Genomic DNA, 25,388 nt, shown 5'->3' with positions numbered 1-25,388 from the left:
GCTGCAGTGTTCAGACTCCCGGTGATCTGGCCTTGCACTTCCCAGTGATCTGGGATAGAGGCGATGGGCAGGTCGAGAGCATACTGATGCTGTGAAACTCCGTCTGACCGAGGCCCGCGTGCAGGGCGACGTCGACGTGCTGTCGCGCGGCGGACTCACCCTCGATGACTTCCTGGCCGAGGCGACGGCCTCGGTGCAGCGCGCCGTGCCGTGGGTGGGTGCGTGCGTCAGCACGCACGACCCGGCCAGCATGATGCTCACGAGCGCCCGCAAGTACGGCGCACTCGAGTCGGTCAACGATCACGATCAGCTCTTCGGCATCATCGAGTACGGATCGGATGAGCCGACGTCGTACCGTTCGCTCGCGGCCACGGAGCTTCGCGCGATCGGGATGCACGAGACGACGTCGGGAGAGATCGAGCGATCTGAACGGATGACCCGGCTCATGCTGCCGTTCTACGGCTTCGCCGACGAGGCCAGGTTGATGTTCCGCGACGGCTCGCGCGTGTGGGGAGGACTCGCGCTCTTCCGCGGCGGCGACGACCCGAGCTTCGCCGCCGATGAGGTCGAGTTCCTCGGCACGCTGTCGGAGTCGTTCGCCCGGGGCGTGCGCTCGGGCATGCTCGCGCGGCTCGCGATCGGCCACCCTGCCGATCCCGATGTCGCCGGCCCGGCCGTCGTCATCGTCGACGCGCATGACCGGATCTCGCAGATCAGCGTCGGAGCCGACGAGCGGCTCGCCGAACTGCAGGGCGACGCCCACGGCAGCGATCCGCTGACCCTCGTGACGTCCCTCGTGGGTGCCGCACGTCGCACGCTGACCATGCCCGGTGCCGGGCTGCCGCGGGCGCGGGTGCGCACGGGATCCGGCATCTGGCTGCTGTTGCACGCCTCGCCGCTGCGTGGTGCCGACGGTTCCGTCGGCGACGTCGTGGTGACGATCGAGGAGGCCCGGCCGCCGGAGATCGTCGCCCTCGTGGTCGCGGCGTTCGGGCTGACGCCGCGCGAGCGCGACGTCACCTGTCTGGTGCTGCAGGGGGTCGACACGAAGGACATCGCCGCGACGCTGCACGTCTCTGCCTACACCGTGCAGGACCACCTCAAGTCCGTCTTCGACAAAGCGGGCGTGCGCAGTCGGCGCGAGCTCATCTCACGGGTGTACTTCGAACAGTACGTGCCTCGGATGGGCGCGGTGGTCGGACCGACGGGCTGGTTCGCCTGATTGGAGCCTCGCCGCCGACGGCGCATCCGCGTAGCGTAGGCGGCGAAGAACGGGCCGAACAAGGAGGTTCCATGGCCGAGCTCTCACCCATCCAGCCGTGCCTGTGGTTCGACGACCAGGCGCGCGAGGCGATGGAGTACTACGTCGACGTCTTCCCGAACTCCCGCATCAATCGAATCGACGAGTATCCCGACGAATCGCTCGACGAGCACTTCGCCGGGATGTCGGGCAAGGTGATCAACGGCCAGTTCACGCTGAACGGGGTCGACTTCGTCTGCCTCGACGGCGGGCCGCTCTTCACGTTCAGCGAGGCGATCTCATTCATCGTGTCATGCGAAGACCAGGACGAGATCGACCGGTACTGGGCGGCGCTCTCGCACGTGCCCGAGTCGGAACAGTGTGGCTGGTGCAAGGACCGGTTCGGGGTCAGCTGGCAGGTGATCCCCGCGAACATGGGTGAGCTGACCCGCCGGCCCGAACAGATCCAGGTGATGATGGGCCAGAAGAAGATCGTGATCGCCGAGCTCGAGAACGCCTGACGACTGACGGTCGACGTAGCCGTCGGGGTCAGCGCCGACGGCTGCCGGAGGACGGGTCGTCCGTCACGATTTCGAGCAACGCCTCGAGCCCATCGGCGACGTCGGCGAGGCGCCCGGCATCGACCTTCGCGAACTCCCGATCGATGGCCGGCAGGTAGACCCGAGCAGCGGCGAGGAACCTGCGCCGCCCGTCGGCCGTCAACACGGCGAATGCCGAGCGGCGGTCGTCGGGATTCGGCTCTCGGGCCACGAAGCCCGCGTCGACGAGCTCATCGACGAGCCGGCTCACGCGCGTGCGACTGAGCACCACCCGCTCGGAGAGCTGCCCCATGGTGAGTCGGCCACCTGCGTCGCGCAGTTCGAGCAGCACGTCGTACCAGCTCAGCGGCATCCCTCTCTTCTCGGGCGACGACGCGATCGAGTCGCGGAAGCAGCGCGGCGTGCAGGCGCAGCATCGCCTCCCACGTGCGTTCGGCATCACTCGGCGTCGACATGTTGCCAGCCTAGCCCATTTGTGTGCGTGCGCACGTACATGGTACCGTCCAGTCTCATCAATTTATGTGCGTCCGCACACAAGAAAGGCTGGACTCATGACCACCCTGCTGCACATCTCCGCGTCACCTCGTGGCGAGGCATCCGAATCACGTGCGATCGCCCACGAGTTCGTCGCGGCATTCCGGGAAGCGCACCCAGAGGCATCCGTCAACGAATGGAACCTGTGGGACGGCTCGCTTCCCGACTTCGGCCCCGACGGCGCCGGCGCGAAGATGCAGGTCTTCGCCGGTGAGCAGCCGGCCGGGCTGCAGGAGACCGCCTGGCATCGCGCCCGACTCGCCTTCGAGCGCTTCGCGGCGGCGGACCTCTACCTGTTCAGCCTGCCGATGTGGAACCACGGCATCCCGTACATCGCCAAGCAGTTCATCGACGTCGTCAGCCAACCCGGCATGGTGTTCGACTTCGATCCTGAGACCGGATACGCCGGCCTGCTCGGCGGCCGCCGCGCGACGGTCGTGTACACGAGCGCGGTGTACGGCGACGGCCGGCCCGCCGCGTTCGGGAGCGACTTCCAGCAGCCCTACTTCGAGGACTGGCTGCGCTGGACCGGAATCACGGATGTCTCGTCGATCGGCTTCCGTCCGAATCTCGCCACCGCCGATGCCGAGGTTGGCCGCAGGTCGGCGCTCGATGCCGCGCGCCGCGCCGGTGCCGACCTCGGACGCACGACGAGGCGCCGCGCCTCCTGATCCGGCCGACCGGCGTCGCGTGCGAGCGGAATGCATGTATCCTTCCCGCGAAGCACGCCGCTGCCGTACTCTCAATCATGAGCCGGATTCAGGTTGGACGGGCTCCGTCCGTCATGAGCGAGATCGTCGACTCGATCCGCTTCGCCGACTGAGGCCGGAGAAGGTCATCGTGAGCACGACCAGCACCCCTCGCACCTACCTGTTCGCGCTCACCGACGCCGGCGGCACCGTTCCCCCAGAGCTCGGAGTCGTCCGCCGAGTCGTCGACCGGGGCCACCCGTCACGGTCCTCGCCGACGAGTCGATGGCCGACCAGGTGCGCCGCACCGGGGCGGTGTTCCTACCCTGGACGGCGAGCGCCGGCGAGTTCCGCGATTGGGAGCTGCGCACCCCGACGAGCCTCGCGCGTGGCATGGTCGATCACATGATGGTCGGACCGGCTCCGGGCCAGACGGATGACACGACCGCGGCAATCGACGCGACGCAGCCCGACCTCGTGGTGACCTCCGGCTTCGCCATCGGCGCCATGATCGCGGCCGAGGCGCGCGGGCTCCCGTTCGACATCCTGATCCCGAACATCTACACGCTGCCCGCGCAGGGCATGCCGCCGATCGGCGCCGGGATGTCGCCCGCGCGCGGGCCGCTCGGGCGATTGCGCGATCGGATCGTGACGACCGCGAGCACTCGGCTGATCGACCGGTACGCGCTCGCACGGATCAACGCCCTCCGCGCCGAGCACCACCTCGACCCGGTCCCGACGACGTGGAGCCAGATGCAGCACGCGAGTCGCCAGCTCGTGCTGACTTCCGCGGGCTTCGATTTCCCGGCCGAACTGCCGGAGAACGCCCGCTACGTGGGGCCGATCCTCGATGATCCGGCATGGGCGGCCGACGAGGCCTGGACCCCGCCCGCTGGTGAAGGGCCGCTCGTGCTGGTCGCGATGACCTCGACGTTCCAGAACCACGTGGCGTGCCTGCAGCGGATCGCCGACGCGCTCGGGAGCCTGCCCGTGCGAGGCCTCGTGACCACGGGGCCCGCAGTCGACCCCGACGCGATCCGGGCAACTGCGAACGTCTCGGTGGTCGCGTCCGCGCCGCATCACGAGGTGATGCGCCACGCCGGCCTCGTCGTCACGCACGGCGGCCACGGCACCGTGATCAAGGCCCTCGCGGCGGGACTCCCGCTCGTCGTCCTCCATCACGGCCGCGACCAGGCCGACAACGCCGCTCGGGTCACGGCCCGAGGAGTCGGCGTCGCGGTGTCACGCCGCGCATCGGCTCGAAGGGTCGCCCGGGCCGTCACCGAGGTGCTCGGCACCGGCACCTATCGCCAGGCCGCGGCGCGACTCGGCCAAGCGGTGGCGCGCGACGCTGCCGGCAACGCGCTGCTCGTCGAGCTCGAGCGCTGAGCCCAACGGCGGTTTGCCATCCCGCGCGCAGATGCCGAAGGATGGGCGGATGGATGCCGCCGCGACCATCGATGTGGAACTGGTCACCGCGCTCGTCGCCGACCAGTTCCCCCAGTGGAGCCACCTCCCCATCACCCAGGTGCTGCCCGGCGGATGGGACAACCGCACGTTCCGGCTCGGCGACGAGTTGAGCGTGCGTCTGCCGAGCACTGAGGGCTATGTGCTCCAAGTCGAGAAGGAGCAGCGCTGGTTGCCCATCCTGGCGCCGCAGCTGCGCGTGCCGGTGCCGGAGCCGGTCGGCATCGGGCAGGCGTCCGAGCGTTTCCCGTTCCCGTGGTCGGTGTACCGGTGGTTGCCCGGCCACGCGGCATCCGCCGACCTCATCGCCCACGACGCGACGTTCGCCGCCGATCTCGGCGACTTCCTCGACGAACTGCAGCGAGCGGATGCCTCAGGCGGCCCGCTCCCGGGCGCTCACAACTTCTCTCGCGGCGACTCACCGGCCGTCTACGACGCGCAGACCCGCCAGGCGATCGAGGCCCTCGGCGACACGATCGATGCCGCCCTCGTGGGCGAAGTCTGGGACGCCGCGCTCTCGACCCGATGGCAGGCGGAGCCCGTGTGGTTCCACGGTGACGTCAGCGAGGGCAATCTCCTCGTCGACGGCCGACGGCTCGCCGCCGTCATCGACTTCGGAACGTCGGGCATCGGCGACCCTGCGTGCGACCTCGTCATCGGACTCACGACGTTCCGTGGCGAAGCCCGCGAGGCGTTCCGGGAGCATCGAAGGCTCGACGCCGACACGTGGGCGCGGGCGCGTGGCTGGGCGATCTGGAAGGCGCTCATCGTGGCCGCCGGCATGGCCGGCTCGCACTCCCCCGAAACCGAGGCGCGCAAGGCCCGGCGAACGATCGATGCGGTGATCGAGGATCATCTGGCGTCGCGGTGAAGTGCTGAGAGCGGCATCGCGACATCCCCCGCAACCCCGATCGCCAGAACGTCACCTGGGCGTAGATTGGCCTCAACGAGGAGGTTCGCGTGAGCAGCATCCGTGAGTCCACCATCCCGCCTGTCGAGCACGTCGACGAGCAGCAGTCGCGCGCCGTCGCCGAGGCCGCGCGCGAAACGGAGTGGCGAAAGCCGAGCTTCGCCAAGGGCCTCTACCTGGGGCAGTTCGACCTGTCGCTGATCCACCCGCACCCCCGACCTGCACCCGAGCGCCGCGAGGGCGGCGAGCGATTCCTCGCCGCCCTCGAGTCGTTCCTGCGAACCGTCGACAGCGCGCGAATCGAGCGCGAGGCGCGCATCCCCGACGAGGTCTTCGAGGGACTCGCCGAGATCGGTGCCTTCGGGATGAAGATCCCGGTCGAGCACGGCGGCCTCGGGCTGGGACAGCACTACTACAACCGCGCGCTCGTGATGATCGGGTCGGTGAACGCCAGTATCGGTGCGCTGCTCTCTGCGCATCAGTCCGTCGGCCTGCCTGAACCGCTCATGCTCGCCGGCACCGACGAGCAGAAGCGGCAGTACCTGCCGCGCTGCGCGAAGGGCGCCATCAGCGCCTTCCTGCTGACCGAGCCGGAGGTCGGTTCCGACCCGGCCCGGCTGCGAGCCACCGCCGTGCCGACCGAGGATGGCACCGCGTATGTGCTCGACGGCACCAAGCTGTGGACTACGAATGGGGTGGTCGCCGAACTGCTCGTCGTGATGGCGCGCGTGCCGAAGTCCGACGGGCACCGCGGCGGGATCAGCGCGTTCGTCGTCGAGGCCGACTCCCCCGGCATCACCGTGCATCGTCGCAACGCCTTCATGGGGTTGCGCGGAATCGAGAACGGACTGACCTCGCTGCGGAACGTGCGCGTGCCGAGTGAGAACCTGATCGGCCGCGAGGGTGAGGGTCTCAAGATCGCACTCACCACCCTCAACGCCGGCCGGCTGGCGATCCCGGCCCTCTGCGCCGGCGTCGGCAAGTGGAGCCTGAAGATCGCACGCGAGTGGTCGAAGGCACGCGTTCAGTGGGGCCGACCCGTCGGCGAGCACGCCGCGGTCGCGCACAAGGTCGCGTTCATCGCGGCGACGACCTTCGCGCTCGAGGCGGTCGTCGACCTGTCGGGCATCCTCGCCGACGAGGACCGCAAGGACATCCGCATCGAGGCCGCGCTCACCAAGATGTGGGCCTCCGAGATGGGATGGCGCATCGCCGACGAGCTCGTGCAGATCCGCGGCGGACGCGGGTTCGAGACGGCGGCGTCGCTCGCTGCCCGCGGCGAACGTGCGGTCGGCGCCGAGCAGGTGCTGCGCGACATGCGCATCAACCGGATCTTCGAGGGCTCGACGGAGATCATGCGCCTGCTGATCGCGCGCGAGGCCGTCGACGCGCACCTCAAGGCCGCGGGCGACGTGATCGACCCGCACCTCGACCTGGCCCGCCGGATGAAGGCCGCCGCCTCAGCCAGCGGGTTCTATGCCCGCTGGCTGCCGCAGCTGGTCGCCGGCAAGGGCGATCTGCCCACGGCGTACGACGAGTTCGGCGCACTCGCGCCGCATCTGCGCTACGTCGAACGCACGAGCCGCAAGCTCGCGCGCGCGACCTTCTACGGCATGGCTCGCTGGCAGGGCGGCCTGGAACGCAAGCAGGGGTTCCTCGCCCGCGTCGTCGACATCGGCGCCGAGCTGTTCGCCATTTCGGCGTCGTGCGTGCGTGCGGAGATGATCGCCGCCGACACGCCCGAGCAGGGCAAGGCCGCGCACCAGCTCGCCGACACGTTCGCCGAGCAGTCCCGTCTCCGCATCGAGCGACTGCTCGACGCGCTGTGGCACAACACGGATGCCGCCGACGAGCGCCTCGCCGCACGGGTGCTCGACGGCAGCTACACCTGGCTCGAGGAGGGCATCATCGATCCCAGCGAGGGCACCGGCCCGTGGATCACCGAGGACGTGCCCGCCGATGCGGCCGAGAACGTCGCGCGCCGCGTCATCCGTCCGACCAAGGAGACGTAGGCCCGGGTCATCCGTCGACGACCTCGACTCGCGGTTCGAGGCCGAGGTAGCCGGCGTACCGCGCGGCGGCGTCGCGGATCGACTCGAACTCGCGCGTGCAGCTCGCGGAACGGCAGGAGCGCGAACGTGACCGCCTTCGGGCCGACCGCGCGTCGCATGCCGGCGACGATCTGGGCGTCGACCAGGGCCATCCCGGCCGCAGCTTCGCGCGCACGCGGCATGACCTGCTCAGCTTCGAGCATCCAGCGCGAGTCCTGATACCCCCGGTACATCTCGTCGAGCACCTGCAACAGGTGGCCCGCCGGCGCGGTGGCATCCGGGGCGTCGCCGGGCGCGTGCCAGAACGTGCGGCCGTCGTGCTCGAAGGATCCGAGCCGATCGGCGGCGGCTGCGAGGCCGCGGCGAACGTCGGTCAGGGTGAGCGTGGCCCAGTAGGCGAGGTCGCGCTCGGTGGCTGGGCCGTGGGAGGTGAAGTACCGCAGGGCGAGCTCGGCGAGGGACTCGTCGCGGTCGAGCTGCCTCGGGGCGGGCACCCGATCTGCGAAGAGCGCGTACGTGTGCTCTCCGTCGCGCGGCACGCCACTGCACACGAGGGCGTGCAACTCGAGATGCGCCATCAGCAGCATCAGCTGCTGGCCCGTGAGCGCCGGCCCGTTCTCGCCCAGTTCGCCCGCGAGGTCGTTGCGCGTGCGGTCGGGGGTCTCAGCGAGAATCGACGTCACCGAATCGATGAGGCGCGCCAGCTCGTCGGCGAGCGGCCGTATCTGCTGGTCGATGACCGGCAGCACCCTCGGCGCGGTGAGCTCGATCAGCCATCGCGCGTCATCCGCGTGGACGTAGTGCCAGGTCGGTCGCAAGACGTGGGTCCGCAGCACGCGGCCGCTCGCGATCTCCCCGGCCAGGTCGTCTTGCCGGGGAGTCGTGGTGCGCGTGGCGACCGCCCACGCCGACTGCGAGGGGTTCTCCGCCTGCACGGCCAGGAGCGAGGACACCACGTGCTCGGCGCTCGCGACCGGGGCGGCGAGCAGTTGCGAATGCAGCCGCCAGCGTGCGATGTCGCGGTCGCCGGCCACGCCCGCGGGCGTCGCGGCATCCATCGTCGAATCGGTCGCCTGATCACCCATGTCGAACCCCCTCGCGTCGGGTTTCATTCTCACCGAGCGAGTGCCGCCTCGGCGTCGAGCCATGCCAGTTTGTGCGGGTTCGCGACCGTGTAGAGCCGGGTGATCCGTCCGTTCTCGATGGTCACGCTCATCGCGCCGGCGAGCTTCCCGTCGACCTCGACTCGAGCGCCGGGCGCGCCGTTCACCCACGCCGGCGTGGCCACGACCCGCGCGTCGAACTTCGCGATGCCGCCCAGGATGTAGGCCACCAACTTCTCGGCGCCGACGATCGGCCGGCGGGCAGCCCCGCGAACCTGCCCGCCACCGTCGGCGACTGCCACGATGTCGGGCGCGAGCACGTCCATGAGTCCCTGCAGGTCACCGGTGTTGAGCGCGGCGAGGAAGCGCTCGACCACCTGCTCCTGCTCGATCGCGTCCACCCGAACGCGGGGACGGCGCGCCGCCACGTGATCCTTCGCGCGATGGGCGATCTGCCGCACCGCGGCCGGTGTCTTGTCGACCGCCTCAGCGATCTCGTCGTACGGCAGATCGAACACCTCCCGCAGCACGAAGACGGCGCGCTCGATGGGGCCGAGCGTCTCGAGCACGGTGAGCATCGCCATGGAGAGACTTTCAGCGAGCTCGACGTCGTCGGCGACATCCGGACTGGTCAAGAGCGGCTCGGGCAGCCACTCCCCCACGTAGTCCTCACGGCGGCGCGAGATCGTGCGCAGATGATTGAGTGCCTGCCGGGTGACGATCCGCACGAGGTATGCGCGCGGCTCCTGCACGTGCGCCTGGTCGATGTCGGCCCACCGCAGCCAGGACTCCTGCAGCACGTCCTCGGCGTCGGCGGCGGAGCCGAGCATCTCGTAGGCGACCGTGAAGAGCAGTCCTCGGTGGGTAACGAACGGGTCGTCGCGCATACCGACGAGACTACGTCGTCTTACAGGCAGCTCAGGGGACTTCGATGGTGAGCACGGCCGGGCGCTCGCCGGAGGTCGTCGGCGGCGCGGCTGCGACGGCCCGCGAGACGCAGCAGCACATCGACGAGTCGGAGGCCTTCTGCCGATCCGAGTAGAACACGTCGCGGTGGTCGATCCGGCCGGCGAGGCTGAGAACCTTGACCTGGCAGAGCCCGCACTCGCCCTTGCGGCAATCCGACATCATGTCGACGCCCTCGCGCTCGAGCGCTTCGAGCATCGACTCACCCGAACCGACGGCGGCCTCGACACCCAACCGCGGGATGCGGACCACGAACGGTTCTGCGTCGAACCAACCGCTGTTGCCGAAGGTCTCATAGCGCAGACTGGTGCGGTCGAGCCCGCGGTCGGCCCAGGTCCGGCGCACCGCGTCCATCAGCCGGATGGGGCCGCACATGTAGAGCTCGGTGTGCGCGGGCACGCCGGCAACGAGGGCCTGCACGTCAAGGGAGCCGCCCTCGTCGTCGATATGCGCCTCGAACCGATCCCCGTGCACGGCGGCCAGGTCGTCGAGATACGCCATCGCCGCGCGAGAGCGGGCGACGTACACGAGTCGGTAGTGTGCGCCGAGCCGGCGGAGCAGCGCGGCCATGCCGGCGATCGCCGTGATGCCGATTCCACCGGCCAGCAGCACGTAGTAGGGCGCCCCGACACGAAGGGGGAAGTTCTGGAGCGGCTTCGTGATCCTCAGCACCTGCCCCTGCTCGAGCGAGTGCATGAACTCAGATCCGCCGCGGGAGTCGGGGGTACGGAACACCGTGATGACGAGGTGGCCGCCGTTCTCCGGCGCCTCCACGACGGAGTAGGAACGCACCTGCTGCTCGCCGTTCACTGTGGCGAGCACATCGATGTGCTCGCCCGGAAGCGCGGGCCGCGGCAGCTCGGGCCGCAGCACGATCCGCCGGATGCGATCGGCGACATCGTTGACGGCGATGACGTCGGCCTTCTGCCACACGTCGTCTCGGGAGGTGATCACGAGCGCGCCTCAAGCCTTCGAGGAGGCCGCCGGGGCGGGAGCGGCGATGGAGCGGCCCTCCGCCTCGAGCGCGCGTTCGAGGAGCCGGCGCACCCACATCCCGCCCATGTCGATGTTCAGGTTGTAGAACTCATGGTCGGGGTTGGCGTCGATCGCCGCCTGCTGTGCCTGCAGCATGGCCTCGTCCTCGCCGAACACGCCGTGCACTCCGTTGCGCAGCTGCGTGGTGATGAGCTGGCTCTCCAGTCGGTAGTTGCGCATGAACGCCCAGAAGTAGTGGCAGGAGCGATCCGTCTCCGGAGAGATCGTGTTCATGACGTAGCCGTTGACCCCGCGCGATCGATCGCCCCCCGGTGCGCCGGTTCCCGCCTCCGCGACGCCCACGTCGATGCAGATCGTCGACGGGAACGTGTAGTGGATGATCTGCCAGCGATCGACCTTGCCCTCGAAGCCGGGGAACTTGTCGCGCATGTTCTTGAGCCAGAACGGCGGGGCGTCGATGTTGCGCATCCAGCGGGTCACGGTGACGGTGTTCTCGTCGTGGGTGACCTCGAACTCGGACTCGCTGAGCTCCTCCTGACCGATGCTCGACGAATGCACGAACTCCTCGTGGGTGAGATCCATGAGGTTGTCGAGCACGAGCTGGTAGTTGCAGGGTGCGTGGATCGTCTCCCCGTCACCCGCCCACTCGTCGCTCTCCAGCTGGTGCATGTCGGGCAGGAGCGCCGGGTCGGCCAGAGTCGGGTCGCCCAGCCAGACCCACACGTAGCGGTAGCGCTCCGACACCGGGTAGGAGGCCACGGTGGCCGACGGGTTCAGCGTCTCCTGCGCAGGCATCGCCGTGCATCGCCCCGCGGCGTTGTAGCGCAGGCCGTGGTAGGGGCACTGGATCTCGTCGCGCCCCACGAGCTTTCCCTGGGACAGCGGGGCGAGCCGGTGCCAACACGCGTCGGCGAGGGCGACGGGGTGGCCGTCTTGGGTGCGGTAGAGCGCGAGCGGACGTCCGGCAATGGTGCGCGAGATGATGCCCTTGCTCGTGATCTCGTGGTCCCACGCCGTGGGATACCACGCGTCGAGTGGGTAGGACAGCAGCTTGGCGGTCGTGCTGTTCGTCGTGCTCGTCGTCGTGCTCGTCGTCATTGACGTGGTCATGGGGCATCCTCTGCTGAGTTCTTCCAAGAGCCGCGAATAACTATCTCGATAGGTATTCGCTGATGTGGGCATACACTACCTATGTCGATAGTGATTTTGCAAGGGGATGCCGCGGCTACGCTGGTGAGAACGCCGCGCCCGAGACGAGAAAGGACTCGCGAGTGAGCCTCCGTTCGGCCCTGCTTGCTCTACTCTCCTCGGGCCCGATGACGGGCTACGACGTGGTCAAGCAGTTCAGCACCTCGGTGGGTCATGTCTGGCATGCGCCCGACTCGCAGATCTATCCCGAGCTTCGGCGGATGCATTCCGAGGGGCTCCTCTCGAGCAGGCCCGTGCCGTGGGGCTCCCGCGGGGCCACCAAGACCGAGTACTCGATCACCCCCGATGGCGAGCGGGCCCTTCGGCACTGGCAGAACGAACCCGAGGGCTACGTGAGGGAGCGGGATGCCGCGCACTTGCGGGCGGCCTACTTCGAGTGGGCCGCACCGGGCGCCGCAGCAACCCAGCTTCGCGCCCATATCGAGCACTTCCGCGACCAGCGCGCACAGGCCCTCGAGCAGATCGCGGCGATCGAGAATCGCACGAGTCGCACCCTTGCGCGCCGCCTCGCCGCCAATCCCGAAGACCAATGGGAGCGGATCAGTCGCTTCAAGGTGTTCGCCTACGAGGGCCAGGTGGCTCGCGCCGATCAGGAGATCGCATGGGCGAAGCGTGGCCTGCGCCTGCTGGAGGAACTCGGCGAGCTCGATGGGCCCGACGAGTCCGGCTAACTGGCGCCGGTCGCTGCCCGAGCAGGCTCAACGCTCGATCGCCTCGGCGAACCGTCCGGTCGCAACGAACGAGGAGACGGAATCCTGAGCCGTCATACGCCGCGACCCGGCATCAGGTATAGAGCCGCACCGGCTGCGCCCCCGCGAGCACCTGCGCCGGCTCGACCACCGGCTCCGTCCCGGCCTCCAGCGTGCGCTCGATCCTCGCCTGCTCGGCCAAGGAGGAGCGGATGAGCGGCAGGCCGCGGCGGATCGCATTGTCGATGCGCTCGAACAGCAGCGGCGACGCCACCCGATAGTCGACGAAGTCGCTGTCGTGCGCGTAGACGCCGAGCGGCAGCGTGACCGCCTGGAAGAACCCGAACAGCGGTCGAAGCTGGTGCTCGAGGATGAGCGCGTGCCGCTCACTGCCGCCCGTGGCCGCGAGCAGCACCGGGGTGTCGACGAGCGCGTACTGCTCGACGAAGTCGAACAGGTGCTTGAAGAGCCCGGTGAACGATGCGCGGTAGACGGGCGTCGCGACCACGAGCAGGTCGGCGCGCTCGATCGCACGCAGCTCGAGCTCGACCGACTCGGGCAGCTGATCACGCCGCAGCGTGCCGGCGAACGCCGGCCCGACCTCGGCCAGCCGGATGACGTGCACATCGACCGGCAGCTGCGTGCCGAGACGATCGACGATCGCATCGATGAGCGCCGCGGTCTTCGATGGCGCGTGCAGGCTGCCGACGACGGCGACGACGTCAAGGGGCTTGGTGGTCATGATCCGGCCTCCGATCCGGTTGCGATGGGCCGGTCGAGGTGGTTGGACCACTGCGACCACGACCCCGGGTAGATCACCGGCTCGTAGCCCGCGAGGGTGAGGGCGACCGCCTCGGCTGCCGCCGTGACGCCCGAACCGCAGTACGCGGCGACCGGGGCATCCGACCGCACGCCGAGTGCCTCGAAGCGCGACCGCAACACGTCTCCTGCGAGGAAGCGGCCCTGCGTGTCGACGTTCTCCGTCGCCGGCGCACTGAGCGCGCCGGGGATGTGTCCGGCACGGGGGTCGATCGGCTCCGTCTCGCCGCGGTAGCGCTCCGGCGCGCGCGCATCGAGCACGGTTCCGGACGCCGGGTACTGGGCGACCTCATCGATCGAGAGCACGGGCAGGTGCCCGTATTCGAGCACGACGTCACCGGTTTGCGGCACGACCTCGCCCGCCTCGAGCGCGCGGCCCGAACCGGTCCATCCGCGCAGCGACCCGTCGAGGAGCCGCACGTCTGCGACCCCCGCGTACCGCAGCAGCCACCAGGCTCGCGCCGACGACAGGTTCTTGAGGTCGTCGTAGACGACGACCGACTGGCCCTCGCGCAGGCCCCACTCCCGGGCGGCGGCCTGCAGCGCCTCGACCGGCGGCAGCGGATGCCGCCCGTCGAGCGGGTCGCCATGCCGGGCGAGCTCGTGGTCGAGGTCGACGTAGACGGCGCCGGGCAGGTGCCCGGCGAGGAACTCGGGTCGCCCGTCGGGGCGGTCGAGGCGCCAGCGCACGTCGAGCAGCAGCGGCGGCGCCTCCGAGGCGAGCAGCGCCTCGAGCTCATCGGGGTCGACGAGCACGTCGGCTCGGGTGAGGGTCGTCGTGGTCATGATGGGTTCCTTTCGGGTACGGCGGCGGTGACGGGTGCCACGTCAGAGCGCCTTGCCGGGATTCAGGATGTCGGCGGGGTCGAAGACCGCCTTGATGCGCCGCTGCAGCGCGACCACCGTCTCGCCGAGCTCTCGAGCAGCCCAGCGCTGCTTGAGCGCGCCGACCCCGTGCTCGCCCGAGACCGTGCCGCCGAGTTCGAGCGCGAGGGCGAAGATCGCCTCGGCCGCCCGCTCGGCCTGAGCGATCGCGGCCGTGGATTCGTCGCGCAGCCGGATGATCGGGTGCACGTTGCCGTCGCCGGCATGGGCGAACACGTAGACGTCGGCGCCGGTTTCGACGCCGATCGCCTCGATGCGCCGAATCGCCTCGGCGAGCCGGGAGCGGGGCACCGCGATGTCCTCGATAAGCACGCGACCGCGGGCCTCGATGGCCGGCAGCGCGTCGCGGCGCGCGGCGGCGAGCGCGAGCGCGCGGATCGGGTCGGTCGTGGTCTCGACGCTCACGGCGGTGCGACCGAGCACCGCCGCGGCCTCGGTGATCTCCTCGGCCGCGCCGAACCCGTCGGACTGGACGAGCAGGAACGAGCCGCCGCCCTCGGCGAGCCGAGTGTCGCGGAACTCGTCGATGGCCGCGAGCGTTCGCCCGTCGACGAGCTCGATCACGCCGGGTCGCAGCCCGGCCGGTGCGAGCGCGACGGCGGCACCGGCGGCGGCCGCGGCATCCGTGAAGAACGCCGCCACCGTGGCGACCTGGTTCGGCCGGGGCAGGAGTCGCACCGTCGCACCGACGACCACTCCGAGGGCGCCCTCCGAGCCGACGACGAGGCTCACGAGGTCGAGGCCGACGACGCCCTTCAGCGTCTCGCGGCCGAGGCGCACGAGCGTTCCGTCGGCGAGGACCACGTCGAGCGCGAGCACCGCGTCGCGGGTCACGCCGTACTTCGCGCCGCGCAGGCCGCCGGCGTTCGTGGCGATGTTCCCGCCGATCGTCGACAGCTCCACGCTGCCGGGGTCGGGCGCGTAGAAGAGCCCGTGCTTCGCCGCGGCGCGATCGAGGTCGGCGGTGATGACACCGGGCTCGACGCGCGCGAGGCCGTCGACGGGATCGATGGCGATGATGCGGTCGAGGCGGGAGACATCGAGCACGATCGCGTCGTCGCCGGCGCTCGCCGCGCCCGTCAGCCCGGAGCCTGCGCCGCGCGTCACCACGGGGATGCCGTGGTCGGACGCGAACGCGAGGGTCTGGCGAACCTCCGCCACGTCGTGCGCGAGCACCACGCCGCGCGGCACACCGACGGGAGTCCATCCGGATCGGTCCGATCGCGCGGCGAGTCGTGCCGCGTCGCTGACATCGACGACGGGCGACTCGATCACCCCGGTCATGTCCGGTCCTCCACCCGCGTGACGATGGGCGCCGCGTCGGCCGAGGCACGGACGCGCTCGAGGAACAGCACGATCGTCGCGGCGACCGACCGGTGCGTGACGTCGTTCAGGATGTCGTGGCGCCCGCCCGCGACCGTGTGCAGCTCGGCATGCGGCGCCTGCCGGTGCACCGCGATCGCGTCGTCGACCGGGCTCAGCACGTCGGCGTCGCCGTGGATCGCGAGCACCGGCACGGGCACCGCGCTCGCCGTCACACCGAGCAGCTCGGGCGGCAGCGTCCGGTCACGTCCCTCGTCGGTGGTCTCGCGGGCGAGCACCCGCCGGTGGTTCGGGCAGGCGGTCCGCGCCTCGATCGCGTGGGCGGCATCGGCCCGCGTGGGCAGACCGGCAAGCACCAGGGCGTCGACGGATGCCGGCGCCGAGGCGGCGATCTCGAGCGCGAGGGCCGCCCCCGCGTCGGAACCGACGAGCACCTTCGGTGCGGGCAGGTCGGCGTCCGTGAGCAGTTCGACGGCCGCCCGGCGGATGGCATCGGTATCGGCCGTGGCGTCGCCGAGCGCGCGCACGCGGTACGCGTCGCGTGAGATGCGGGCGCCGAAACGCTCGTACACCGTCGGTGTCTCGCCGCGGCCGCCGAGCACGACGAGCGTCCCGCGCGGGGCGAGCCCCTCGGGCTCGTCCCAGGCGGCGACATCCGCAGTGCTGCGCGTGGCGGGGGTTGCGATGGTCATGAGGCGGTCCTTTCGAGTTCGGTGCGGCGGTGCGCCGCGAGGAGGTCGTGCAGCGTGTGGGCGCCGGGCGGCGCCCCCTCGACGGCCTGCCGCCCGAGCAGTCGCTGCAGCCGCTCGTTGAGGGGGGCGTCGAGTCCATGCCGGCGTGCGATCAGCACCACCTCGCCGTTCAGGTGGTCGACCTCGCTCGATGCGCCACGTGCGAAGCTCTGCCACGTCGAGAGTCGCCCCGGGGTGTGCCCCGGCACCGACTCGACGATGAGCGTTCCCCCGCCGAGGCCGGTGTCGGTCGCGGGCAGCACCCCAGCGGCGTCGAGCACCCTGCGGGTCTCGGCGACGAGCGCGAGGCGCGCCTCGACGCGTTCGGCGTCGGAGCCGTCGAGCACGTCGAGGCCGTTGTTCACGTTGGCGAGCAGCTTGCGCGCCTTCCACGTCGCGATGTCGTTCACGGGCTCGACGTGGAAGCCCGCCGCCCGCAGGTCGCCGACGAGGGAGGCCTGCAGCGGGTCCGCGTCGCGCTTCGCCGCCGGATGGAGCCCGAGCCAGGCGACGCCCACCACCGGGTACGACGGGGACACGACCTCCCCTGGCTCGAGATAACTCGCGGCGATGCCGATCGTCACGCCGTAGACCGTCGAGAACCGGCGGAGCGCGGCGTCCTCGGCGGCGAGGCCGTTCTGGAAGGTGAGGATCGGCAGGTCGGCCGCGACCGACCCGCAGCGTTCGGCGAGGACCGGCCGCCACGCCCACCCGGCGAGCGCGGCGTCGGCGTCCTGCGACTTCACGGCGAGCACGAGCACGTCGTCCTGCGTCAGGCGCACCTCGGCTGCACCGGCGGCGACCGCGAGCCGAACGAGATCGTCTCCACCCGGTCGCCGGACGCGGAGCCCGTGCTCGCGGATCGCCTCGAGGTGGGCGCCGCGCGCGACGAGCACGGTGCGGATGCCGGCCAGCTCGAGCTGCGCGGCGAGCACCGAGCCGACGGCGCCGCCGCCGATGACCACGTAGCGGCGGCTCATGCGGCCATCCCCGCGCTCCGGCCGGGCACCGCGTCGAGCAACGCCCGGCTGTAGTCGGTGGCCGGCGCGCGGAACACGTCGGCGGTCGTGCCCGTCTCCTCCACGTGTCCGCCGTTCAGCACCACGACATGATGCGACAGGTCGGCCACGACGGCGAGGTCGTGCGAGACGAAGAGGTACGACACGCCCAGGTCCTGCTGCAGCGATGCCAGCAGCGCGAGGATCTGCGCCTGGACCGAGACATCCAGCGCCGAGACGGGCTCGTCGAGCAGCACGAGCTCGGGCTCGGGAGCGAGCGCCCGGGCGATCGCGATCCGCTGCCGCTGCCCGCCCGACAGTTCCGCGGGGAGGCGGGTGAGGAAGGACTGCGGGAGCCCGACCCGGTCGAGGAGTTCCCTCGCTCGGGCGGCACGGGACGCGCGATCTCCGATCCGGAGCGCGACGAGCGGCTCGCTGATGGACTCGAACACCGTGAACCGCGGGTCGAGGGCCGCGAACGGGTTCTGGTGCACGAACTGCACCCGCCGTCGGATGGGCCGCCACTCCCGTCGACTCGCGCTCGTGAGGTCGACCCCGTCGAACTCGACGTGCCCGGTCGTCGGCCGCTCGAGCCCGAGCGCGATGCGCAGCGCGGTCGTCTTGCCCGATCCCGATTCGCCGACGAGGGCGAGGGTGCGGCCACGCTGCACCGTGAACGACACGTCCTCGAGCGCGCGGAACGGCTCGCGCCCACCGGGAAGTGGGAACTGCTTCCCGATCCCGTCGGCGCGCAGCAGGTCCGGCGCCGGTGCGACGTCCTGGTGACGGGCGACCAGCTCGCCACCGTGGGCGAGCCCGGGGGCGGCGTCGATGAGCGCACGCGTGTACTCGGCGCGGGGCGCGGTGAGGATGCGGGCCGGCTCGCCCTCCTCCTCGACGACGCCGTCGCGCATGACCACGATCCGGTCCGCGCGATCGGCCGCGACCGCCACGTCGTGCGTGATGATCGCCAGCGAGATGCCGCGGGAGCGCACGAGCCGCTCGAGGTGGTCGAGGATGCGGCGCTGCACCGTGACATCCAGTGCCGACGTGGGCTCGTCGGCGATGATCAGCTTCGGGTCGCCGGCGAGCGCGATCGCGATGAGCACGCGCTGACGCAGGCCGCCGGAGAGCTGGTGCGGGTACTGGCGGGCCCGGAGCGGCGGGTCGTCGACGCCCGCCTGCGCGAGGGCGTCCAGGACTTCGGCATCGACCGACGGCTTGGGCACGCCGCGGAGGCGCACCGCCTCGGCGACCTGGGTGCCGATCCGCTGGGTCGGGTCGAGCCCGACCGTCGGGTCCTGCGGCACGAAGCCGACCACGCGCCCCCGCAGGCGCCGGAGCTCGTGCTCGGGCGCGTGCGTCACGTCCACGCCGTCGACCCTGATCGACCCGGCCGTGATGCGGCCGTGCGCGGGCAACAGGCCGATGATCGCATTGGCCGTGGTCGACTTGCCCGAGCCCGACTCCCCGACGATCGCGACGATCTCGCCGCGTCCGACGGTGAGCGAGACGCCGTGCAGCACCTCGTCGTCGCGGTAGGCGACCCGAAGGCCGGCGAGCTCGACGATGGCGTTCATCGCTGTACCTCCTCGATCGTCTTGGCGAGATGGTTCAGTGCGAACACGAGCACGCCCACGAACATCCCCGGCAGGAGCGAGAGCCACGGGCTCGTGACGAGGTAGTTCCGGCCGCTCGCGATGAGCGTGCCCCATTCCGCGGCCGGCGGCGTGGCGCCGAATCCGAGGAAGCTCAGGGCGGCGACCGCGATGATGGCCGCCCCGAAGTCGAGCACGGCGAGCACCGCCACCGGGCCCCAAGAGTTCGGCAGCATGTGCCGCACCAGGATCCGCAGCCGCCCGGCCCCGCTCGTGCGGGCGGCCTCGACGTAGGGCAGGGTCTTCACCCGCAGCACCTCGGCCCGGGTGGTACGCGCGAAGCCCGGCACGATCCCGACCCCGACCGCGATCGCAACGGGGATGGTGCCGAAGCCGATGGCCGTGACGATCGCGAGCGCGAGGAGCAGCCCCGGGATCGCCAGCAACACGTCGACGGCCCGCATGGCCACCGAGTCGACGGCGCCGCCGAAGTAGCCGGAGACGACGCCGAGCGTGAGTCCGGCCACCAGGGCGATGCCGATCGCGAGCGCGGTCGCCTGGATCGTGAGCGCTCCGCCGTGCAGCACACGGGCGAACAGGTCGCGCCCGAGCTCGTCCGTGCCGAACAGGTGAGCGAGCGACGGGGGCGACAGCTTGTCGGCCGGCGCCGTCGCATACGGGTCGGCCGCGGTGAACAGCGCGGGCGCGATCGCCGAGACGATGGCGAAGGCGACGAACGCGATCGCCACGACGAAGCCCGGGCGGCGGAGCAGCTCGCGGGCGACCGCCACGCGCCGGGCGCCCCGCCCGTGCGAGATCGCCGCCGCGCGGCGTGCGCCCGCGGCATCCGTCACCGAATCGGATGGCTCGGTGGGCGGGAGCGACGTGGCATCGGGCGCGGGCAGCCCCCGCTCGCGGGTCAGTTCGAGAGTCATGGGTCAGCTCGCCTTCGGCGTGTGGGTGATCCGGGGATCGAGAAGCGGATAGAGGAGGTCGACCACGAGGTTCACGACCACGAACGCCGCGGCCGCCAGCACGACGATCGCCTGGACGACCGGCACGTCCTGGGTGAGCACGGCCTCCTGCGCGAGGGTGCCGACGCCCTGGCGGGCGAAGATCGTCTCGGTGACGATCGCGCCGGTCACCGTCGAGCCCACGACGAGGCCGAGGATCGTCAGGGTCGGCAGTGCCGCGTTGCGAAGGGCGTGCCGCCATTGCACCGCACCGCGCGAGAGCCCCTTGGCCCGGGCGGTCGTGATGTGCGCCTCGCCGAGCGTGTCGACCAGCGAGCGCGTCAGCACCTGCGCGAACACAGCGGATGTCGGGATCGCCATCGTCACGGCCGGCAGGATCAGCGCCTCGGGCCCCGACTGCCCGGTGGAGGGCAGCAGGTGGAGCGTGAAGGCGAACACCTGGATGAGCAGGAGACCGATCCAGAAAGCAGGGAACGCGACCCCGGCCGACGGCAGCCGCGTGAGCAGCGCCCGCGCCGGCCGCCACTGTACGAGTGCGGCGAGGTAGGCCACGCCGAATCCGACGACGAGCGCGAGCACGATCGCGAGCCCTGAGAGCTGCACCGTGCCCGGCAGGCGCTCTGCGATCAGGTCGGTGACCGGGACGCCCCTGGTGATGGAGGTGCCGAAGTCGCCCGTGACGGCGCGGCCGAGCATCGTGACGTAGTGCAGCCAGACGGGCTGGTCGAGCCCGTACCGGGCGCGCGCGTCGGCGAGCTGCTCGGCTGAGAGCGAATCGAGTTCCACGTTGTTCGCGGAGAGCAGCAGCGCGAGCGGATCGCTCGGCAGCAGCCAGAGCACGGCGAAGGTCAGCGTGTACGCGGCCCACAGCACGAGCACCGCTTGGGCGACGCGGCCGGCCAGGTATCGGCCGAGCCCACCGCCGGTGCGGGCGCGGGACGCGGGCGCTGTCAGGGCCGGGGTGGTCGAGACGGCGGTCATGGTTCCTCCATTCGGAGTGGTCGGTCGGGGCGGGGCGGCGGGGGGTGCGGGCAGGCGCGCCGGGTGCGGAGCGCCCGCCCGCGGCATCCGCTACGGCTCGATCCAGGTGTCGGCGAAGTCGCCGAACGCCTCGGACGTGTACCGGAACCCGTGGACCGCCGACGAGATGCCGGCGAGCTGCACGCGCTCGGCCAGCGGGATCACGAGGGCATTCTCGACGAGGTGGTCCTGCAGCTCGGCGTAGACCTCGCCACGAGCCTCGGGATCGATCGTCTGGGTGCCCTCGTCGAGCAACTGCTGCACGACGGCAGCTTGCTCGTCGGTGAAGTTGTTCTCGGCCTGGGCCTTCGAGCCCGCCACGCGCGGGTCGATGATCCACTGGATGACGCCCGGATCGGCGCGGGTGTAGTACGTCGAGATCAGGTCGTACTGGCCCGAGTTCAGCACCTCGCTCCGCTGGGCGGCCGTGATGACGTTCAGCTCGAGGTCGATGCCGACCTGCTTGAGCTGGTCCTGCACGAGCTGGTCACCCGGCGTCGCCTGGCCGTTGACCGGGGTCGACAGCGTGAGGCGCTGGCCATCCTTCTCGCGATAGCCGTCGTCGCCGAGCTCCCAGCCGGCTTCGTCGAGGAGCTCGGCGGCGCCGTCGGGATCGTAGGCGAGAGCGTCGGACTCGTCGACGACGTACGGCGTGGTCGTGTTGTAGATGCTCGTGACCACCGGGTAGTCGGCGCCGTAGACCGTCGCAGCGAAGCTCTCGCGGTCGATCGCCTTGAGCAGCGCCCCGCGAACGAGCGGATCGGCCAGCGGACGGCCGTCGGACACGTTCGGGTAGTAGTCGAGCGCCGGGCCCGGCAGCGACCGGCTCACGATCTCGTCGCCGCCCGAGGTGATGAGCGCCTGGTCGTTCTCGGTGAACGGGTTGCGCGGCCACGCGATGTCGATCTCGTCGCTCGTGAGCTGGCCGACGCGCACGCCGTCCTCGGCGACGTAGGTGATCTCGATGCCGTCGAGGTACGCCTCGCCGTCGTGCTCGCGCAGCGGCGAGCCCCAGGCGTAGCCGTCGCGCTTGGACAGCGAGATGCCCGAGCCGGGGGTGTACGAGTCGAGCACGAACGGTCCCGACCCGACCACCGCACCGAGGCAACGCTCCTCGGGCGTCTTCTCATACGAGGCCGCGGAGAGGATCGCGAGGTTCGTCGTCGACGTGCCCTGCAGGAACGACGCGTTCGGCTTCGAGAAGCGCACCACGACCGTGTCGTCGTCGACGACCTCGGTCGAGTCGTAGCCGGCGATGTACACGCCGCCGTACGCGGCCGGCAGCTCGGCGAGCGTGGCCTTGGCGTTGTCGAGCGCGAGCTTGACCGACTCGGGCGTGAACGCCGTGCCGTCTGAGAACGTCACGTCGTCGCGGAGGTCGAACGTGAACTCGGTGCCGGCGTCGTTCACCTCCCACGCCGTCGCCAGCCACGGCACCAGCTCCCCCGTCTCGGGGTCCTGGTCGGTGAGTGAGTCGGCGACGTTGCGGATGACCGTGCGATGCTCGATCCAGTACGTCTGGAACGGGTCGACGCACGCGAACGCGGCGTTGTCGGGCCAGAACGCGAGGTCGAGCGTGCCGCCCGCCACGGGATCGGCGTCACCCGATTCGCTCGCGGCGGTCCCGCCGGCGCAGCCGGCGAGGGCGAGCGAGGCTGCGAGGGCGCCCGCGACGAGCGCGGGCCGGTGAGGTCGTCGGGTGGTCATGATGCGGGGTCTCCTGTCGGGTGAGCGGTCCGCGGCGGGTGCCGCGGCCGTCGGTCGGGGGTCGAGTCGTCGGTTTGGTCGTTGGGGTCGGTGGGGTCGGTGCGGTCGGATGCCTCGGCCGGGTCGGGTCGAGCGGATGCCGCGGCGAGCGTCCGGCGGCCTGCGGCGAGCAGGGCCGCGTCATCCTGCGGCGGGTGCACCCGCGCCGCGAGCACGTCGCGGAGGTGCCGTTCGAGCGGGTGGTGCCGGGTGAGCGCGGCGTTGCCGATCGCAGCGACCGCAGCCTCGACTGCGCGGATGGCGGCGGACGTCGCGAGGGACTTGGCGAGCGCCGCGCGGTGGGCGCCCTCGAGGTCGCCGTCGTCGATGCGCCGGGCGACGCCGAGCAGCACCTCCTCGGCCTGCACGAGCTCGGACTCGACCCCGCCGGCCACCGACTGGATGCGTTCGGTCGTCGCGATGGCCCGGCCGAGCGACGTCGGTACGCGCTCGTTCGCGAATCTCACGAAGAACGCCTGCGCGGCGCGACCGATGCCGACGTAGAGGGCGCTGACCGCGAGTCCGATGCCGGCGTGCAGCCGCGCGTCGGCCGGCCGGTCGAGCCGAGAGAGCGCGACGCCCCTGAAGTGCTCGAGCGGGATCGCGACGTCGTCGTAGACCACGTCGTGCGTGCTCGTCGCGCGCTGGCCGAGGTGGTCCCAGGTGCGCTCGATGCGCACGCCCGGGGCATCGGCCGGCACGATCGCATGAGCGAGCTCGGGTTCGCCCGACGCGCCGTCATGGTGGACCGCCCACACGAGGTGATAGGCCAGGCCCTCGGATCCGGTGGCGTAGCCCTTCCGGCCCGACAGCAGCCAGCCGTCGCCATCGCGGCGGATGGTCGTCGCGGGCAGCCCGCCACGCGCTGGAGCGCCCCACTCGGGCTCGGCGCGGATCGCGTTCAGCAGCCGCGGTCGTTCGACCGACTCGGCGAGCAGCGCCCGGTACCGCTCGTCGGGCCAGAACGGCACGCGGTTCTGCGCGAGATGCTGGGCGACGGTCATCGCCGCGATCAGCGCGACAGCAGGGTCGCCGGCGCCGAGCGCCTCGAACAGGCGAACGAGCTCGACGTTCGACGCATCGTGCCCGCCATACCGCTGCCCCACGCCGACCGTGAGCACGCCCGCGCGGTGCACCGCCTCGATGCCACGCCACGGGAATGCCGCGGTGCGGTCGTACTCCTCCGCGGTCTCCGCGAGTTCCGCGGTGAGGCGAGCGAGTGCGGCATCCGAGAGATCCACACGGGGGATGGCGAGGGTGTGCGGTGGCCGGCCGGCGAACGCGGCGGTCGTCGGCACGTCGTCGAGCAGCGTCATCCGGCCACCCCCGTCAGCTCACGTGCGCGCTCCACCTCGTCGAGCGGCGGCTGGGCGACGACCTCGCCGCGACGGCCGGTCGCTTCGCGGTGCGCGAGCTCCTGCCGGACGAGCGGGATCACGTGGCGGCCGTAGTCGATCGCATCGTTGAGGTTGTCGTAGCCGCGGATCGAGATGAGGTCGGCGCCGAGGTCGACGTAGTCGAGGATCGCGGCGGCGACGGTCTCCGGGGTTCCGACGAGCGCGGTCGACGCTCCCTGCGCCCCCGTCGCCGTGGCGGTCGGCGTCCACAGCGCACGATCGTGCACGTCCTTCCGGCTCGCGATCTCGAGCAGCCGCTGCGAGCCGATGTTCTCGGGGTCGCTCGATCGGCGCTTCTGCACCCACAGGCCGTTCGCTGCAGCCGACCGGCGCTCGAGGATCGCGAGGATCTCGTGCGCCCGCTGCCAGGCGAGCTCCTCGGTCGGGGCGATGATCGGGCGGAACGTCACCCACGTGCGAGGCGTGTCGGCGCGACCGGCGACGCGCGCGGCATCCGCCACCCGCCCGATCTGGTGCCGAGTGTCGGCGAGCGGCTCGCCCCACAAGCCGAAGATGTCAGCGAGTGCGCCGCCCTGACTGTAGGCGTCGTCGCTCGAGCCACCGACCGAGATGGGGATGGTGCCGTTCACCGGCTTCACGCGCGAGACGAAGTCCTCGAACGAGTAGTACTCGCCGGCGTGGTCGAAGGGCGCGTCCTCCGACCAGACCCGGCGGAGGATCCGGATGTACTCCTCCTGGCGGGCGTAGCGCTCGGACTTCGTGAGCCGGTCGCCCTCGCGGGCCTGCTCGTGGTCGCTGCCACCGGCGATGAAGTGCACCACCGCGCGCCCGTTCGACAGCTGGTCGAGCGTCGCGAGCGCCTTGGCGGCGACCGTCGGGTACACGGTGTTCGGCCGGAGGGCGACGATCGGCTTCAGCCGATCGGTGGCCTGCGTCACGGCCGTCGCGACGGTGAACGGGTCATGGCCCGACGAGCCGTAGGGCACGAGCGTGTAGTCGAAGCCGCCGTCCTCGAGGATGCGCGCGTACCGCCTGAGGTAGGCGACGTCGATGCGAGGATCGGCGAGGTCGTTGACCTCGTTGGCGGGATTGACGTTGATGGCGGAGATGAACTCGACGGGCATGATGGCTCGCTTTCCGGCGATCGGCCGCGCGCGGCGGTCGGCCGCGACGACGTGCGGAGTCCCGGCGAAGGCACGGGACCGGGAGGGATGCCGCGCTCGAGCGCGACGTGGTGCGACGGTGAATCAGGCGCAGGGACGGGAACACGCACGCCGACACGCGGCGCCGTCACCGCCCACGGGCATTCGCCCGGGCCGGGCGCACATCGCGGGCATGACGACGCCGCCCGTTGCGGCGATGGCCGCCGGGGCGAGAATGTGCGCGAGTGCGCCGTGCGTCGTCATGACTCCCACGCTAGACCGACGGATTCCGTCGCGTCCAATGGTGATTTCGGATCATTTCGTATCGGAAAGGCCGATCGGTGGTAACTTTTCGCAACGCGACGACGCGAGCGCGCAAC

Annotated in this window: 22 protein-coding genes and 1 pseudogene; 7 read left to right on the top strand and 16 right to left on the bottom strand. The window is 70.9% G+C overall.

The genetic code is table 11. The features are described from left to right. The first annotated feature begins 91 nt into the window (after positions 1-91). Together QFZ29_RS02335 and QFZ29_RS02330 are read left to right on the top strand one after the other, a co-directional pair. Positions 92-1,222, top strand: a complete 1,131-nt coding sequence (locus QFZ29_RS02335; RefSeq protein WP_306892635.1) for a helix-turn-helix transcriptional regulator — start codon at positions 92-94, stop codon at positions 1,220-1,222. Between the two features lie 71 nt (positions 1,223-1,293). Continuing rightward, complete coding sequence (locus QFZ29_RS02330; protein ID WP_306892634.1) at positions 1,294-1,761, top strand: VOC family protein; 468 nt, start codon at positions 1,294-1,296, stop codon at positions 1,759-1,761. Positions 1,762-1,789: 28 nt separating this feature from the next. On the opposite strand, the gene QFZ29_RS02325 is transcribed toward QFZ29_RS02330, so the two are convergent. Then, on the bottom strand, positions 1,790-2,152 hold the full coding sequence (locus tag QFZ29_RS02325; protein ID WP_306892633.1) for a MarR family winged helix-turn-helix transcriptional regulator: 363 nt from the start codon (positions 2,150-2,152) through the stop codon (positions 1,790-1,792). A 199-nt stretch (positions 2,153-2,351) separates the two neighbouring features. Here QFZ29_RS02325 and QFZ29_RS02320 point away from each other — a divergent pair, with 199 nt between their 5' ends. The 4 genes from QFZ29_RS02320 to QFZ29_RS02305 all read left to right on the top strand — a co-directional run bounded on the left by QFZ29_RS02320 (position 2,352) and on the right by QFZ29_RS02305 (position 7,412). Continuing rightward, entirely contained in the window at positions 2,352-3,005 is a 654-nt protein-coding gene (locus QFZ29_RS02320) for an FMN-dependent NADH-azoreductase (protein WP_306892632.1), read from the top strand. Between the two features lie 303 nt (positions 3,006-3,308). Further along, positions 3,309-4,412, top strand: coding sequence for a glycosyltransferase (locus QFZ29_RS02315; protein WP_306892631.1), 1,104 nt, complete (start codon positions 3,309-3,311; stop codon positions 4,410-4,412). Between the two features lie 49 nt (positions 4,413-4,461). Further along, complete coding sequence (locus tag QFZ29_RS02310) at positions 4,462-5,361, top strand: aminoglycoside phosphotransferase family protein (RefSeq protein WP_306892630.1); 900 nt, start codon at positions 4,462-4,464, stop codon at positions 5,359-5,361. Between the two features lie 89 nt (positions 5,362-5,450). Then, entirely contained in the window at positions 5,451-7,412 is a 1,962-nt protein-coding gene (locus tag QFZ29_RS02305; RefSeq protein ID WP_306892629.1) for an acyl-CoA dehydrogenase family protein, read from the top strand. 68 nt (positions 7,413-7,480) lie between these two features. Here the strand turns inward: QFZ29_RS02305 and QFZ29_RS02300 are convergent. The 4 genes and pseudogenes from QFZ29_RS02300 to QFZ29_RS02285 form a co-directional block, all read right to left on the bottom strand. Next, positions 7,481-8,509, bottom strand: a pseudogene (locus QFZ29_RS02300) (winged helix DNA-binding domain-containing protein); the annotation flags it as partial. Positions 8,510-8,565: 56 nt separating this feature from the next. Further along, positions 8,566-9,441 (bottom strand): RNA polymerase sigma-70 factor, encoded by an 876-nt coding sequence (locus QFZ29_RS02295; protein ID WP_306892628.1) that lies wholly within the window; start codon positions 9,439-9,441, stop codon positions 8,566-8,568. Between the two features lie 31 nt (positions 9,442-9,472). Continuing rightward, positions 9,473-10,474, bottom strand: a complete 1,002-nt coding sequence (locus tag QFZ29_RS02290) for a PDR/VanB family oxidoreductase (RefSeq protein ID WP_306892627.1) — start codon at positions 10,472-10,474, stop codon at positions 9,473-9,475. Positions 10,475-10,483: 9 nt separating this feature from the next. Continuing rightward, positions 10,484-11,626 (bottom strand): aromatic ring-hydroxylating dioxygenase subunit alpha, encoded by a 1,143-nt coding sequence (locus tag QFZ29_RS02285; protein ID WP_306892626.1) that lies wholly within the window; start codon positions 11,624-11,626, stop codon positions 10,484-10,486. 161 nt (positions 11,627-11,787) lie between these two features. On the opposite strand from QFZ29_RS02285, the gene QFZ29_RS02280 reads away from it, so the two are divergent. Then, on the top strand, positions 11,788-12,396 hold the full coding sequence (locus QFZ29_RS02280; protein ID WP_306892625.1) for a PadR family transcriptional regulator: 609 nt from the start codon (positions 11,788-11,790) through the stop codon (positions 12,394-12,396). Between the two features lie 112 nt (positions 12,397-12,508). On the opposite strand, the gene msuE is transcribed toward QFZ29_RS02280, so the two are convergent. The 11 genes from msuE to QFZ29_RS02225 form a co-directional block, all read right to left on the bottom strand. Beyond that, entirely contained in the window at positions 12,509-13,156 is a 648-nt protein-coding gene (gene msuE, locus QFZ29_RS02275; RefSeq protein WP_306892623.1) for an FMN reductase, read from the bottom strand. Further along, a complete protein-coding gene (locus QFZ29_RS02270; RefSeq protein WP_306892622.1) occupies positions 13,153-14,019 on the bottom strand; it encodes a sulfurtransferase in 867 nt (288 codons plus the stop codon). Before QFZ29_RS02270 ends, msuE begins: the two co-directional genes overlap by 4 nt. Before the next feature lie 42 nt (positions 14,020-14,061). After that, positions 14,062-15,402: an FAD-binding oxidoreductase gene (locus QFZ29_RS02265; protein ID WP_306892621.1), complete on the bottom strand. Its 1,341-nt coding sequence runs from the start codon at positions 15,400-15,402 to the stop codon at positions 14,062-14,064. Beyond that, entirely contained in the window at positions 15,399-16,133 is a 735-nt protein-coding gene (locus QFZ29_RS02260) for an alpha/beta hydrolase (RefSeq protein WP_306892619.1), read from the bottom strand. Before QFZ29_RS02260 ends, QFZ29_RS02265 begins: the two co-directional genes overlap by 4 nt. Then, on the bottom strand, positions 16,130-17,152 hold the full coding sequence (locus QFZ29_RS02255) for a ketopantoate reductase family protein (RefSeq protein ID WP_306892618.1): 1,023 nt from the start codon (positions 17,150-17,152) through the stop codon (positions 16,130-16,132). Before QFZ29_RS02255 ends, QFZ29_RS02260 begins: the two co-directional genes overlap by 4 nt. Beyond that, complete coding sequence (locus QFZ29_RS02250) at positions 17,149-18,750, bottom strand: dipeptide ABC transporter ATP-binding protein (RefSeq protein WP_306892617.1); 1,602 nt, start codon at positions 18,748-18,750, stop codon at positions 17,149-17,151. The genes QFZ29_RS02255 and QFZ29_RS02250 overlap by 4 nt, the downstream gene beginning before the upstream one ends. Next, the gene (locus QFZ29_RS02245) at positions 18,747-19,703 is read right to left on the bottom strand and encodes an ABC transporter permease (protein ID WP_306892616.1); all 957 of its coding nucleotides are present in this window, start codon (positions 19,701-19,703) and stop codon (positions 18,747-18,749) included. Before QFZ29_RS02245 ends, QFZ29_RS02250 begins: the two co-directional genes overlap by 4 nt. Before the next feature lie 3 nt (positions 19,704-19,706). After that, a complete protein-coding gene (locus QFZ29_RS02240) occupies positions 19,707-20,723 on the bottom strand; it encodes an ABC transporter permease (RefSeq protein WP_306892615.1) in 1,017 nt (338 codons plus the stop codon). Between the two features lie 90 nt (positions 20,724-20,813). Beyond that, positions 20,814-22,469: an ABC transporter substrate-binding protein gene (locus QFZ29_RS02235; protein ID WP_306892614.1), complete on the bottom strand. Its 1,656-nt coding sequence runs from the start codon at positions 22,467-22,469 to the stop codon at positions 20,814-20,816. After that, on the bottom strand, positions 22,466-23,824 hold the full coding sequence (locus tag QFZ29_RS02230) for an acyl-CoA dehydrogenase family protein (protein ID WP_306892613.1): 1,359 nt from the start codon (positions 23,822-23,824) through the stop codon (positions 22,466-22,468). The genes QFZ29_RS02235 and QFZ29_RS02230 overlap by 4 nt, the downstream gene beginning before the upstream one ends. Beyond that, the gene (locus QFZ29_RS02225) at positions 23,821-24,990 is read right to left on the bottom strand and encodes an LLM class flavin-dependent oxidoreductase (RefSeq protein WP_306892612.1); all 1,170 of its coding nucleotides are present in this window, start codon (positions 24,988-24,990) and stop codon (positions 23,821-23,823) included. The genes QFZ29_RS02230 and QFZ29_RS02225 overlap by 4 nt, the downstream gene beginning before the upstream one ends. Positions 24,991-25,388: the final 398 nt, after the last annotated feature.

Origin of the sequence: Agromyces albus (genome assembly GCF_030815405.1) — a bacterium.
Classification (GTDB): domain Bacteria; phylum Actinomycetota; class Actinomycetes; order Actinomycetales; family Microbacteriaceae; genus Agromyces; species Agromyces albus_A.
Note: the sequence above shows the minus strand (reverse complement) of the source record. Positions and strands in the feature narration are given on the sequence as shown.